Source organism: Paenibacillus sp. NPDC057934, assembly GCF_042887565.1.
Classification (GTDB): domain Bacteria; phylum Bacillota; class Bacilli; order Paenibacillales; family Paenibacillaceae; genus Paenibacillus_AQ.
Genome location: NZ_JBHVPB010000004.1, coordinates 515,277 through 529,044 on the forward strand (window position 1 = coordinate 515,277; position 13,768 = coordinate 529,044).

General features: G+C 50.9%; 9 protein-coding genes and 1 pseudogene. 6 read left to right on the forward strand and 4 right to left on the reverse strand.

Going from position 1 to position 13,768, the window contains the following annotated elements; genetic code table 11:
• Positions 1-9 precede the first annotated feature (9 nt).
• A complete protein-coding gene (locus ACFVRY_RS12170) occupies positions 10-618 on the reverse strand; it encodes a superoxide dismutase (RefSeq protein ID WP_387500446.1) in 609 nt (202 codons plus the stop codon).
• Between the two features lie 447 nt (positions 619-1,065).
• Here ACFVRY_RS12170 and ACFVRY_RS12175 point away from each other — a divergent pair, with 447 nt between their 5' ends.
• From ACFVRY_RS12175 to folE, 4 genes and pseudogenes are all read left to right on the forward strand, one after another.
• Entirely contained in the window at positions 1,066-1,485 is a 420-nt protein-coding gene (locus ACFVRY_RS12175) for a GNAT family N-acetyltransferase (RefSeq protein ID WP_387500447.1), read from the forward strand.
• A gap of 258 nt (positions 1,486-1,743) precedes the next feature.
• A pseudogene (gene queG, locus ACFVRY_RS12180) lies at positions 1,744-2,907 on the forward strand (tRNA epoxyqueuosine(34) reductase QueG); the annotation flags it as partial.
• Positions 2,908-3,033: 126 nt separating this feature from the next.
• A complete protein-coding gene (locus tag ACFVRY_RS12185) occupies positions 3,034-3,285 on the forward strand; it encodes a YneF family protein (protein ID WP_379468397.1) in 252 nt (83 codons plus the stop codon).
• A 54-nt stretch (positions 3,286-3,339) separates the two neighbouring features.
• On the forward strand, positions 3,340-3,933 hold the full coding sequence (gene folE, locus ACFVRY_RS12190; protein ID WP_066374474.1) for a GTP cyclohydrolase I FolE: 594 nt from the start codon (positions 3,340-3,342) through the stop codon (positions 3,931-3,933).
• 651 nt (positions 3,934-4,584) lie between these two features.
• On the opposite strand, the gene ACFVRY_RS12195 is transcribed toward folE, so the two are convergent.
• A complete protein-coding gene (locus ACFVRY_RS12195) occupies positions 4,585-5,964 on the reverse strand; it encodes a Fe-Mn family superoxide dismutase (RefSeq protein ID WP_387500448.1) in 1,380 nt (459 codons plus the stop codon).
• Between the two features lie 573 nt (positions 5,965-6,537).
• Entirely contained in the window at positions 6,538-7,578 is a 1,041-nt protein-coding gene (locus tag ACFVRY_RS12200; RefSeq protein WP_387500449.1) for an alpha/beta hydrolase, read from the reverse strand.
• 264 nt (positions 7,579-7,842) lie between these two features.
• Between ACFVRY_RS12200 and ACFVRY_RS12205 the strand changes: the two genes are divergently transcribed.
• The gene (locus ACFVRY_RS12205) at positions 7,843-8,586 is read left to right on the forward strand and encodes an IclR family transcriptional regulator (protein ID WP_066374469.1); all 744 of its coding nucleotides are present in this window, start codon (positions 7,843-7,845) and stop codon (positions 8,584-8,586) included.
• Between the two features lie 1,168 nt (positions 8,587-9,754).
• On the opposite strand, the gene acnA is transcribed toward ACFVRY_RS12205, so the two are convergent.
• The gene (gene acnA, locus ACFVRY_RS12210) at positions 9,755-12,499 is read right to left on the reverse strand and encodes an aconitate hydratase AcnA (protein WP_387500451.1); all 2,745 of its coding nucleotides are present in this window, start codon (positions 12,497-12,499) and stop codon (positions 9,755-9,757) included.
• Positions 12,500-12,732: 233 nt separating this feature from the next.
• Between acnA and ACFVRY_RS12215 the strand changes: the two genes are divergently transcribed.
• Positions 12,733-13,755 carry an amidase domain-containing protein gene (locus ACFVRY_RS12215; protein ID WP_387500452.1) on the forward strand — a complete coding sequence of 341 codons (1,023 nt, stop codon included), beginning with the start codon at positions 12,733-12,735 and terminating at the stop codon, positions 13,753-13,755.
• Positions 13,756-13,768: the final 13 nt, after the last annotated feature.

Genomic DNA, 13,768 nt, shown 5'->3' on the forward strand with positions numbered 1-13,768 from the left:
CAAAGCGTCTTACTTAGCGCTTTCGTAGCGTTTTCCAACTTCTTCCCAGTTTACTACGTTCCAGAACGCTTTGATGTAATCTGGGCGTTTGTTTTGGTAGTTCAGGTAGTAAGCATGCTCCCATACATCCAGACCGAGGATTGGAGTTGCTCCTTCGCTGATCGGGTTGTCTTGGTTAGGCGTGCTAGTAACTGCCAGCTTGCCGTCTTTTACAACGAGCCAAGCCCAGCCGCTACCGAAACGGGTAGTTGCTGCTGCTGCGAAATCTTCTTTGAACTTATCGAGACCGCCAAGTTCGCTGTCGATTGCGGAAGCTAGTGCGCCAGTTGGTGCGCCGCCGCCGTTTGGTCCGATAATTTCCCAGAACAAAGTATGGTTAGCGTGTCCGCCGCCATTGTTGCGAACGGCAGTACGGATGCCTTCAGGAATAGCGTTCAGGTCGGTCAGAAGCTCTTCGATGCTTTTGCCTTCCAGTTCAGGTGCCTTTTCCAAAGCAGCGTTCAGGTTCGTCACATAAGTGTTATGGTGCCGGTCGTGGTGAATCTCCATCGTCAAAGCGTCGATGTGTGGTTCGAGTGCGTTGTTCGCGTAAGGAAGTGCCGGTAATTGAAATGCCATGGAAAAATCCCTCCTGATATTAGTTGTTTTTTTATAGGTTATCCCAATATAACCTATGGGGATATGTACCCGTCTAACTACTATCATTAAACAGCATATGGAACAATAATGCAATACTAAATAAACAAAGATGTTTACAAAGTAGCCGCGCTTGAACATCCCATTTTTCAATTGTAAACGTTGTGTCAAAGGAATAGGATTCCGCGTTGTAGCTATCTTTATTCATGATTTTTTCCTTAATAAAGAATTAATGTAAACTAATACTTTGTAAACGCTTCAAATCAAGCGCTTTCAAAAGAAAATTGATGATATAGCGAGAAATATGTGCTTTAATAGATTTAAAAGCAGGTATTCCTCGATTTTTGTTGCTTTTTTCGTCTCCACACTGTTATGGGAACTCCTTCTTTTTGTAAAATCATAAGCCATAGAAAAGGGAGATTTTAAAGAATGCACGTTCGTTCCTTTCAATTAAGCGACGTAAGCCCAGTAACTGAACTGCTGCAGACCGCGCTATCGGATGAGTGTTTCGAGAACACCATTGAGCCTTTCTCCAGACAGCTTTCATGGGATTCCGATCTCATTGTAGTTGCTGAAGATGAAGGAGAGATTGTGGGCGCTCTTATTGGCACGATCGAGAAGAATCACGGCTGTTATTTCCGTATAGCCGTACATCCCGATTATCGTCGTAGAGGAGTCGGCAGAAGTTTGGTAACGGCTATGGAGCACCGGTTTCAGGCACGCAAGGTCAGCGGTATTTTTATAGCTGTGGACGAGCATAATTCGTTTGCGTTGCCATTGTATGAAGCTATGGGCTATGGCGAGAATCAAATCTTCAAATCCGTACGGAAGCTGAGTATTGTAGGCTAATCCCCTTGATGTCGGCTACTGCGTAAGCGGAAACATTTTCCTAGAATAGAGAACGATAGTTGTTTCATTATACTGAAGCATATCTTCGAGGGTCCTTTGCAAAGGACTGGGAGATATGCTTTTCTATTGTTATAATGGTCTGAAGGCACGATGGAGCACGAATGTTGCCGGACCCTGTACCGAGAATTTTGTCGACAATTGGGGACAGAAGCTCCCTTTTTATAAAATAAATCAAAGGAGGATGCGGAGATGCACAGAATGCCGGATACCTCATATGCCCCACCGCCCTCCAAGTGGGAAGAGCTTAAGGCAGAGATCAAGGAGGCTGCGTCATCACTTGGAATTGACGATGTGGGGTTCACCACCGCAGACCCTTTTCTCTACTTGAAAAATATACTTCAGCAGCACCGGGAAAAGGGCTTCGAGTCCGGATTCGAAGAGCCTGACCTCGATAAAAGAACGATTCCGGCCCTACAATCCGGCGATAAGCCGGAATCGATAATTTCTATTTCGGTTGCGTATCCTTCCAAAATGGAGAATCCGCCAAAGTCGGAGCCGGGCGCTCGGCGGGGCATCCTGGCCCGCGCCTCTTGGGGACAGGATTACCACCACGTGCTGAGAGAAGCGTTGGCGAACCTCGAAGCATTCATCCGCGAACGGGTACCAGATGCTGTGATGGATAGTATGGTTGATACCGGTGTGCTGGTGGATCGTGCGGTGGCGGAACGCGCTGGAATCGGCTTCAGCGGGAAAAACTGCTCGATTATCTCGCCCAAGTGGGGGTCATGGATTTTCCTTGGTGAGATGGTTACGAATATTCCGTTTCCTCCGGACGAGCCGGTCCAGGAAGGATGCGGGGAATGCACCAAATGTATTGATGCTTGTCCTACGGGAGCGCTTGTTGGTCCCGGCCAGCTCAACGCCCAGGCCTGTATTTCTTTTCTGACACAGACTAAGGGCTTCTTGAGCGATGACTACATGACTAAGATAGGAAACCGGCTTTACGGCTGTGATACGTGCCAAATCGTCTGTCCGAAAAACCGCGGCAAGAACTGGAACCACCGTCCGCAGCTCCAGCCCGACCCCGAGGTTGTGAAGCCGCTGCTCATGCCGATTCTGGATCTCAGCAACAGAGAGTTCAAGGAGAAATTCGGCAGTAGCTCAGCGGCGTGGCGGGGCAAGAAGCCGATGCAGCGCAACGCGATCATCGCGCTAGGGAACTTCAAGGAGACCGCAGCTGTTCCGAAGCTGTGTGAGATTCTGCTGCGGGAGCCGCGGCCGGAGATGCGGGGAACTGCTGCCTGGGCTCTATCACGCATTGGCGGGGAAGAGGCTCTGGCGGCTGTGACTCAGGCGCTGGAGACTGAGCAGCATGAGACGGTGCTTGAGATGCTGGGCCGGGCTCAGGAGAAGTTGCGGAGTGGGCAGGAACAACGCGAATAATGGGACGGAAATATGGATTTTTCCAATTGCTGTCCACTTCTTGAAATGCTATGATATACTCGCGTGCCTAGTGGCGTAGACAAAAGCAATAGAGGTGGACTTGGGATGAGTGTTGCATTACCCATTATTACGTTAGTCGTAGGTCTGATCGGTGGATTCTTCATCGGTGTATACTATCTGCGCAGACAAATGACAACGATGCAGAATGATCCGGAAATGTTGCAAAAGGTAGCCAAACAAATGGGGTACAATCTGAACAGCAAGCAAATGCAGCGGGCTCAGCAGATGATGAAGGGTAATAACCCGCAGGCGGGACGTCCTGCTCCGGGCAGAGGCGGAAATCGCAAGGGCAGATAACCGAAGTCCGGTATAGATAGATTTTCGCGCGGGTGCGGAAGGGAGAGGTTGTGCATGGGGGGCATCAAGGACTACGTAAACAGCAATGTATCGAAACACCGTGAACAAATAGAGTATCACGTTGAGAAAATATTGGAATTAATCGGGGAAGATACGGCCCGCGAGGGTTTGCTGGAAACCCCGGCGCGTGTTACACGGATGTATGAGGAGATCTTCGGTGGATACTCAGTGGATCCCCGTGAGGCGCTCGGCGTTAGCTTTGACGAGTCGCATGAAGAGCTCGTCATCGTCAAAGATATCGTCTACTACAGCCAGTGTGAGCATCACATGGCCCCTTTCTTCGGCAAAGTGCACATTGGATATGTGCCAAGCGGGAGAATAGCAGGACTTAGCAAGCTGGCCCGGCTCGTTGAAGCCGTCAGCCGCCGCTTGCAGGTGCAGGAACGCATTACAGCACAGATCGCGGATATTATGACAGAGGTGCTAAATCCCCACGGCGTGATGGTCGTGGTGGAGGGTGAACATCTGTGCATGTGTGCCCGTGGCGTGAAGAAGCCGGGAAGCAAAACGGTAACGATGGCAACACGGGGAACCTTCCGTGAGGATGCCGCGGCCCGTGCTGAGTTTCTGGCTTTGATCAAGGAATAATACAGCAAGAAGGACCTACCAGCCATTCCGATGGCAGGCAGGTCCTTTTTTGGTTTGCTGGCGTGCTTATAGGTGTGTATTTTCTAGCTATATACTATGAACTTGAAAATCTAACGTGTTGCTGGGGCGGCTTGGGCTTCTGGGGCTGCTGAGCTATCTTGCGTAATACATCCGTAGCCGATCATTTATAATTCAGTGATAGAGATCCATTAACTTCTAAGAAATAGAGGAGTAACAGCAACCGCAGTTTAAACTCAGCACGTTACCGTAATATTCGCCCAGTCGTCATTCGGGGATATGTGGGGCTTGAATAGCGGGAAAATATACCGTTAATTATTTGATTTTGCCTTGTGCTCCATAAATAACTGGAATTTCTCCCGTTAAAAACCTCTTTTTATTCATAACACTCTAATTACGAGGGAATTAACAGGAGTTTTTCCAGTTATCTTTAGAAAAGAAGGGGATTGAATCGAAATAACAGGAGCTATTCCTGTTATTCCCACACCCTGTAGTAGGCTCCAAATCTTGGTGCGCAACTTAATTTACGCCATCGGGGAGAGTTAAGGATCATGTGAAGAAATCGAGCAGATTTGAATTGAATATGGGTATACCGCTTACCGAAACAGTTTAAGCCACCGCTAACCTTATTCCTTAATAAGGTTGCCAGGCCAGCTTGCTGGCGGCATTGTAGCGCTCGGATACGTAAGGCCAGTTCACCACGTTCCACCAGTCCTTGATATAGTCGTCACGCTTATTTTGGTGCTTCAGGTAGTATGCATGCTCCCATACATCCAGAGCGAGCAGCGGAATGACATCCCATTGGGACAGGTTTTGGTGCTTTTCGGCGGTTAAAATCTCCAGTCTATGGCTGCGCGGGCTCCATACTAGGATTGCCCATCCACCACCCTCTACCTTGTTCGCCGCTTCGCTGAACTGCTGCTTGAAGCTGTCGTAGCTACCGAAGCTTTGCTCAATAGCATCCAGTAGTGGCCCGGTTGGACGGCCGCCACCCTGTGGCGACATTACATTCCAGAAGATGGTGTGTAGGTAGTGTCCTGCCCCGTTAAAGGCCAGCTCCCGTTCCCAATGCTTCACCAGATCGAAATTGCCGCTCTTGCGGGCTTGGGCCAGCTTTATTTCGGCAGTGTTTAAGCCATCTACGTAGCTTTGATGGTGCTTGTCATGGTGAATATGCATCGTTTTCTCATCAATATAGGGTTCCAGCGCGTTGTACGCATAAGGCAGGGGCGGCAGACGGTGGCCGCCAATCGGAACAGCAGATAAATCGCGTGATTCCTGTAGCAAATACGAACCATCTTGTTCTAGAAAATAACCTTGTTCCTTCGTATAATCCAGTTCTCTTGGTCGTTCCTCCGAATCTTCTAAGTCGCCCAGTGCATATCCGCCTTGTTCCGCTGTATAGCTATTTTTCGCTGCAAAATCCAGTTCTCTTGGTCGTTCCTCCGAATCTTCTAAGTCGCTCGGCACATGCTCGCCTTGTTCTACTGTATAGTTATTATCCGCTACATAATCCAGCTCTGCTGACCGTTCCTCCGGATCTGCCAATCCGCTCAGCGCATACTCGCGCATCATTCCTCCCAGCTGCCCCGGCGTATTCAATGTCTGCAGGACGGCAAGGAAGTATTCCGATTCGCGGATGATATGCAGCAGGACGACGGTTGCCAGCGGAACGGCCTTGACCGCAGCACTGCCTTCCATGATGGCATATAGCTGTCTTATGAATTCGGAAGACTGTGCGCTAGCTACACGTAGTAGCTGTTCAGTCTCGTTGATCAAAGCCCATTGATCCCCATGAGCCGGGGCTGACAGAGCGGATTCCAGCAGATGTCTAGCAGCTTCCTCGGTAGCCCCAAAGACGACAGCCCATTCATCCAGCAGTTTCACATAATGTTGTTCCAGATTGGGAACGATGGCCTTGATTACTTCGGTATGCTCCTTCTCCTGAGTCTTCCAAAATACGATTTCTTCCAGAATGCGTACTGGCAGCATCGGTCCGTATACATATAGCATTACCTGTTCAAACCTCCCGTGATATGACTTCACAAATACATTTATATGAGCAGAATAGATGGCTTATGAGCTTGGTGGGACGGCAAATATTAAGGAAGCACGAAGGGAGGAATTTAGAAAATGGTTTAGAAGAAAGCTTGGCGAACAGTCTAGAGAAGAGTGTAAAAAAGAGCTTTAGAGAGGGAATCAGAGAGGGCTTAGGGTAGAGCTCAGAGAAGAACTTAGAGTAGAACATAGAGGGAAAGAATGAGGAATGGGTTAGAGGCAGGTGGTTTGAATTGACCTGAATTGATCCGGAATGGCCTGAATTGATCTGCTTTTCGTGAACATCAGAATTTGAATATCCTGCAAAGTGGTAAGTCTATAATAATACGCGTGGATTGTGGCTGGCTGATCTCGAAGAAAAGAAAGACCTCCTCCCGGCAGCATTTCTGCATACCACGGAAGGAGGCTCATGTGCATCTATAGGTGAATTACGAAAGGTTTATATCATGACTAAGATATAGTATGAAATATTAATGCTATAAAGCAGACGCAAGTCGGCGATGGCATTACCCTAATCTATGAAAGTAGTCAAGGTTTTACAATAGTGGACTGTTCAATTTCTTTCGCTTCCGCCAGCTGCACATTACCGAGGAATGCAGAGACCCGGCGCAAGTATTCGCGCGGATGCTCCCGGAATAACAGTTCATGATGGCTACCTTCTACAATCCAGGATTCAGAGTAAGGGTTGCTTTGGTTCGCTGCAAGCTCCTCGGCAATTGGATAAGGCGCCTTGTCATCCTTCGTTCCGTGTAGGAACAGGATCGGGAATGGATAATCCTCTGATTTTACCTTGGCGTATGGAATCTGATTCAGTCCGGTTCCATTCAGTAACGGGAACAGCAGCTCCATAATTTCCAGAGAGGGTTGGCGCGGCAGATCGATGTTCTGCTTGATATTATGGTACAGCGTGTCCGGCTCCAGTAGGAAGGTGCTGTCGAGAATCATGGCATCAACATCCTTGGTGACCAGTCCAGCCTGAAGCGCGGTCCCAGCCCCCATGGAGAAGCCCCATACGACAATCTGCTGCGCGCCTTTCTCCTTGGCGAACTGGATGGCACCTAGCAGCTGTTGGGATTCTTTTTTGCCGCCGGTGGCGATATCCTTGTTAATCTGTGAAGCAAATCCATAATCGAACATCACGACATTAAAATTCAGGCGATGGGCGTAATGCGCAAGATCATACATCGGTACCCATGATTCTTCGCGATTGGCACCATATCCATGGCTAAACACGATGGTCTTCGTAGACCCTTCAGCGGGAATATACCATCCTTGCATGGTGCGACTGCCGTCCAGTGCCGGGAAAGTTACATCCTCATATTTGAGGCCCTTGGCAATTGAAGGGTTAGAATAAAGAGGGGCGACTGTAGGATTGGACAACACCCAGGCGATATATCCATGCAGCGAGATGAAGCAAAACACGAAGAAGAAGAATACCGAAAGCAGTAATGCTACAATGACATGCCTGAGGCGAATCATGCCCAGAGACAATGGCGGCGGCGTATCGGGCTTGCGCTTTATAGGCTGGCGGGAGACCGGCGTGCCGGTGCGGGTTGTAGCCAAATCCATGATGGTCACCCTCCTAATCTTTTTGACAGATACAAGTGTGAAAAGTCTTACGTATTAGCGTCTTTCTACTTATATATATCGTATGATCATGACTTATCAAAGTCAATGAAATCGGTGGTTTTGTAATGCAACTGTAAAGTGGAACCCAGCCTTTTCCGTGTGCTGAATGTGCTGGATTTCCGCAGGCTTTTGCTCTAAGATAGAATTGATTATATTTAATAATGTAACCGAGTTTCATTTGATGAAACAAAAGGGGAGATCAGGGTGGAGGACCGCAAACTGACGGTGCGCGCCGTAGAACGGGCGCTTGATATATTGTTGTGTTTTACGAAGGAGAACGAGCTCGGATTGACGGAGATTGCGGGGCAGATTGGCCTACATAAGAGTACGGTGCATCGGCTGTTAACGACGCTGGAGGAAAAAGGGTTCCTGACTCGCAATGCAGCGACGGAGAAATACCGTCTAGGCATTCGTGTCTGGGAGCTATCGACCCATCTGCCAGCTTACGATGAGTCGGCAGCTCTGCTGTTGCCGGCCATGGAACGGCTGCGCGACCGGCTTGGCGAGACAGTCAGCCTGTACCTGCGCGACGGACTGGAGCGTGTGCGCATTCAGGCTGTGCAGAGCCAGCAGGCCATCCGCCGGGTGGCGCAGATTGGCGCTCGCCTGCCGCTGTCGGTGGGCGCTTCCAGCAAGGTGCTGGCGGCCTATGCGCCGCCAGAGGTGCTGCAGTCGCTGCTGGAGGGCCCCGGCTGGCCCGACTATGTGGAGCGCGATGCTTATAAGCATCAGCTCCAGGAGATTATGAAGCTGGGCTACGCGACGAGCTTCGAGGAGCGCGAGCCTGGCGCGGCGGCGGTAGCCGTGCCAGTGGTGGGACGCAGCGGCACCGTCGTAGCCGCGCTGTCCGTGTCCGGGCCAGTCAGCCGTCTCTCCCAGGAGACGCTGCTGGCGTATGCCGCCGTCCTCCATGAGACGGCGGCTGAGATGGGCTTGATGCTGCCGTAACATCAGACGGCAGCATCAAGCCCTGGCTGCTAGCCGCGCCCTTGGAGGCGGCTAGCAGCAGAGGCTGGGAAGCTGCCGCATAGGCGCGGCCAGCACCTAAAGATCGGGCCAGCAGCTGGCGCACCGCGGCCAGTGCTAACGTCTGGGCCAGCAGCCGTGGCGCACCGCGGCCAGTGCTAACGTCTGGGCCAGCCTTCTAGCACCGCTACTGGCCAGGCACTGCAGCCTCCGCGTCCGACATCCGCGGCAGTACATGAAAAGGTTGTTCCAAGCGTTTTGGAACAACCTTTTTTCTCTCTTATGAGTAACTATCTTCGGTTTAGAAAGCAGAAAACAGAAACAGAAAGTAAACAAGCCGAACAAAAGAAATTAACCAAAGACGAAGATGAGCGAACGAAGCTGGAAGTTTGGAACTGCAGGATCGAGTGAACGCGGTCGCCTGAAAGCTGTTCATAGGAAAGCTAGCACCGGAACATAGACTATCGACAGATTTCATCCACTAAAAGCAGTCAATTTCCCCTTCACCAGTCGTTAACAGTGAAAAAGAGGGGTCCCTCCCCAACTAAAGGCATTTTTGTACCTTATTTCCCTCCAATATAGACAAATGAGGGAAATAGAGGCATTATTGTATCTTATTTTTCGGAAAAGTACGCTAGACGGGGTATTCTGGAAGAATTAAGGTACAATATTGCACTTAATCTTCACTAACCCTTAGCTGCAGAGATTTTAAGGTACAAAAATGCCGCTAATTACACTTCGATACTACTTATAAGCTCTCTGTTAACGACGAGCTACGAAACGTTGATCTGCAAGCCACAATCGACGATCCACGAGCTACGAAACGCTGATCTGCAAGCTACAATCGACGATCCACGAGCTACGAAACGCTGATCTGCAAGCTACAATCGACGATCCACGATCCACGAAACGCTGATCTGCAAGCTACAATCAACGATTCACGATCTACGATCGACGAGCCACGAGAACTACGGTCGATGATTCACGAGCTACGAGCCACAATCGACGAGCCACGAGCTAAGTTCCACGATCCATGAACTACGAACGACGGAGCCATGATCCCCCACCCATCACTTTACGTCTAACCATACAAAAGAGGATGCCCCCAGCGCCAATGGCTCAAGGGACATCCTCTGTTTAAACGTTCAGGTTATTCAACCGAAAGGGCGTTATCTGTAGTTGTAGCGTCGGCCAGCATCTGGCGGAGTACGGTCTGCAGAATACCGCCATTGCGGTAGTAGTCGATATCCACGGTACTGTCGAGACGTGCGATAGCAGGGAACTCGAAGTGGGTTCCGTCTTCGCGGGTAGCCGTGACGGTCAATTCTTGGCTAGGCAACACATGGTTGTCTAGACCGGTAATGTTGAAGGTCTCGCGTCCGGTCAGGCCCAGGCTGGTCCAGCTATGACCTTCTTTGAATTGCAGTGGCAGAACGCCCATGCCGACCAAGTTGCTGCGGTGAATCCGCTCAAAGCTCTCGGCGATGACGGCTTTGACGCCCAGGAGCAGGGTTCCTTTAGCGGCCCAGTCGCGGGAGCTGCCTGTGCCGTACTCTTTTCCGGCGATGACAACGAGATTCTGTCCTGCGGACTGATACAGCATGGAAGCGTCATAGATGGACATAACCTCTTCGCTTGGCAGGAAGGTGGTTACCCCGCCCTCTGTGCCCGGAGCCACAGCGTTACGGATACGAATGTTGGCGAAGGTACCGCGCATCATCACTTCATGGTTACCACGACGTGAGCCGTAGGAGTTGAAGTCTGCACGCTCTACGCCGTGATCGCGCAGGTACTCGCCTGCCGGACCGTTCGTAGAGATGTTACCTGCTGGAGAGATATGGTCTGTTGTTACAGAATCACCCAGCAGCGCCAGCACGCGTGCGTTAGTTACATTCTCGATGTCGCCAAGGCCGTCGGCCAGATGTTCGAAGAACGGCGGATTCTGAATGTACGTGGAGTTGTCGTCCCACTCATACAGTTCGCCTTCTGGTACTGGAATCGAATTCCAACGTTCGTTCGCGGTAAATACATTTTCGTATTTACGACGGAACATTTCCGGGCTCAAGGAGAGGCCGATCGCTTCTTTGATTTCCGCGGAAGTAGGCCAGATATCCTTCAGGAAGACAGGCTCGCCTTGAGGATCATATCCGAGCGGCTCATTCTGCAGATCAATGTCAACAGTACCTGCCAGCGCGTAAGCGACAACCAGCGGCGGGGAAGCCAGATAGTTGGCTTTGACCTGCGCATGGACACGGCCTTCAAAGTTCCGGTTACCTGAAATTACAGCAGCTACCGTCAAGTCGTTGTCGTTAATCGCTTCGCTGACTTCATCTGGCAGTGGGCCAGAGTTACCGATACAAGTAGCACAGCCATATCCAGCTACGTAGAAGCCGAGAGATTCCAGCGGTTTCAGCAGATCTGCTTTCTCCAGGTACTCTGTAACTACCAGCGAGCCTGGGGTCAAGCTGCTCTTAACGTATCCCGGCTTAGTCAAACCGCGTTCCACGGCTTTCTTCGCCAATAGACCTGCACCCAGCATAACGCTTGGGTTGGAGGTGTTCGTACAGCTCGTGATTGCTGCAATTACAACTGCACCTGTACGCAGCTTGCTAGTCGAGCCGTTCTTGTGCTCTATTTCAACAACCTGATTGATTTTCTCGTCGCTCAGGCCATATCCACCCTTATTTACAGGGGTGCGGATAATGCCTTCAAAGCTTTCTTTCATATTCGTAAGTTCCACACGGTCCTGCGGACGTTTTGGTCCCGCCAAGCTTGGGACAACCGAAGCCAGATCCAATTCGATAACATCGCTGAACTGCGGGTCTGGTGTTTCTGCGGTGCGGAACATACCTTGTGCTTTGTAGTAGGATTCCACCAGTGACACCAGGTCGTCAGGACGGCCGGTGCTGCGGAGGTAAGCCAGTGTCTCTTCATCGACAGGGAAGAAACCGATCGTTGCGCCATACTCAGGAGCCATGTTGGCTACCGTAGCACGGTCTGCGAGACTGATGTTCGCCAGGCCAGGGCCGTAGAATTCTACGAATTTGCCGACCACGCCTTTTTTACGTAGCATCTCAGTTACGGTCAAAGCCAGGTCAGTGGCAGTAGCGCCTTCTACAAGGCTGCCGGTAAGCTTAAAGCCCACAACATCTGGTGTGACAAAATAAAGCGGTTGACCCAGCATGCCTGCTTCGGCCTCGATACCGCCGACGCCCCAGCCGACTACGCCAAGACCATTGATCATGGTAGTGTGGGAGTCCGTTCCTACAAGAGAGTCCGGGTAAACTACGGTTTCGCCATCTTGGGTCTTCGTAGCGGCCACAGAAGCCAGATACTCCAGATTCACCTGGTGTACAATACCCGTCGCAGGCGGAACCGCACGGAAATTGTTGAAGGCTGTCTGTGCCCAGCGGAGGAAGCGATAGCGCTCTTCATTACGTTCGAATTCAACGTTCATATTGTATTCCAGGGCATCGGATGTACCGAAGGCATCAACCATGACAGAGTGGTCAATAACCAGGTCTACCGGTACGAGCGGATTGATCTTCTTGGGATCGCCGCCTGCTTTTTTAACTGTATCCCGCATGGCTGCCAGGTCTACGACTACCGGTACGCCGGTGAAGTCCTGCAGTACGATCCGAGCAGGGATAAAAGGAATTTCTTTGTTCCGGTCAATACCGCCAGCCCAGCCGGCCAACTGCTTCACATGCTCTTCCGTGATCGCTCGTCCGTCGAATTGGCGAACTGCAGCCTCAAGCAATACTTTGATGGAAAAGGGCAGGGAGGAAATGTCGCCCAGTCCTTGTTGTTCAAGGGAATTAAGGTCGTAGTAGCGATACGTTTTGCCACCCGACTCCAGGGTGCGGGCTAGCGAAAAATGATCCTTGCTTGGCATAAATGCGCCTCCTTGTTTCATCTGTTGAAACTCCATTTCATATATTGCATCTTCTTTAAGTATAACGTTTACAAGGAGGGGAGTAAAGTTTTTTTTGCTCCTTTTTGATGGGAATACCGCCCGTTTTCTCCCCCCTGTAATCATGTCCAAAATGGATTGCATCTGTATAGGAGCGCACTTTCCTTCATATACATAGGACAGCAGCCAAACAGGGGAGAAGGGGCGGGAGTAGAATGGAGCAAGATTGGAAGCGAAGTCTGTATGTATATGTGGATCAACTGAACAAAGACCGAGTGGAACCGGGGGCTATGTCGCGTTTTTCTGTGGTGAGAGATCCGCGCTTTCGGATACAGCAGGGGGAGCGCTCGCGCAGGCTGTCGGAATGGTATGCCGTCAGAGGCATCACGCCGCTGCGTGGAGAGACGGGAGTCAAGACATTAAATGTTGTACATCAATCTCCGAGTGAGGTTATTGCAGAGGTGGCGCTGCACCGCGCGCTTTATTATGAGAAGGGCGGCATGAGGCATCGTGAAGATGCAGTAGAATCGGAACGCTTGATTTTTGTGCAGGGCGGAAGTTGGGAAATTGCAGCAGTGGAGCGGAGTATTCCAGAGAGGAGTGCCAAACGCTACATTGAACCTGAAGCGGACGGGAGAGTCTCCAAATGGGGAGAAGTTCTGCCTGCCCCCCAGCCCTCGCAGCCGCTCCTTAACAAGAATATATTAGGGGGAAATTCCGGCTCCAAAGAGATTCGTTACAACCGCGAGGCAGCTGTGGCATACGCCGATCGTTGGTGGAAAGAAGGGAACCCGGAATACACCAACTTCGAAGTGGATTGCACAAATTATGTCTCCCAATGTCTCTTTGCAGGGGGGGCGCCTTTCAACTATACTGGTAAAAGAGAAACGGGCTGGTGGTACAAAGGGTACACTGGAAGCCAGGAGTGGTGGAGCTTCAGTTGGGCTGTGTCGGACAGCCTGCAGCGTTATTTGAGTGCCAGCCGCAGTAGCGGCCTGCGTGCTGAAGCGGTAGAGCGGGCAGAGCAGCTCCAGCCGGGAGATGTCATCTTCTATGACTGGGACGGCGACGGCCATTATCAGCACAGCACGTTCGTCACGGCGCTCGATGCAGGCGGCATGCCGCTGGTGAATGCACGTACGGTCAGCAGCCGCCACCGGTATTGGGATTATCGCGATTCCTATGCGTGGACCGACAAGACGGCCTACCGTTTTTTTCATATTAATGACTATTTATAATTCGGAAAGAGGT

Excerpts from the sequence above, each read along its gene's own strand:
- folE (WP_066374474.1), top strand. The coding sequence starts at position 3,340 with ATGGGGGGCATCAAGGACTACGTAAACAGCAATGTATCGAAACACCGT.
- ACFVRY_RS12215 (WP_387500452.1), top strand. The coding sequence starts at position 12,733 with ATGGAGCAAGATTGGAAGCGAAGTCTGTATGTATATGTGGATCAACTG.
- ACFVRY_RS12175 (WP_387500447.1), top strand. The coding sequence starts at position 1,066 with ATGCACGTTCGTTCCTTTCAATTAAGCGACGTAAGCCCAGTAACTGAA.
- ACFVRY_RS12185 (WP_379468397.1), top strand. The coding sequence starts at position 3,034 with ATGAGTGTTGCATTACCCATTATTACGTTAGTCGTAGGTCTGATCGGT.
- ACFVRY_RS12200 (WP_387500449.1), bottom strand. The coding sequence starts at position 7,578 with ATGGATTTGGCTACAACCCGCACCGGCACGCCGGTCTCCCGCCAGCCT.
- ACFVRY_RS12170 (WP_387500446.1), bottom strand. The coding sequence starts at position 618 with ATGGCATTTCAATTACCGGCACTTCCTTACGCGAACAACGCACTCGAA.
- acnA (WP_387500451.1), bottom strand. The coding sequence starts at position 12,499 with ATGCCAAGCAAGGATCATTTTTCGCTAGCCCGCACCCTGGAGTCGGGT.
- ACFVRY_RS12195 (WP_387500448.1), bottom strand. The coding sequence starts at position 5,964 with ATGCTATATGTATACGGACCGATGCTGCCAGTACGCATTCTGGAAGAA.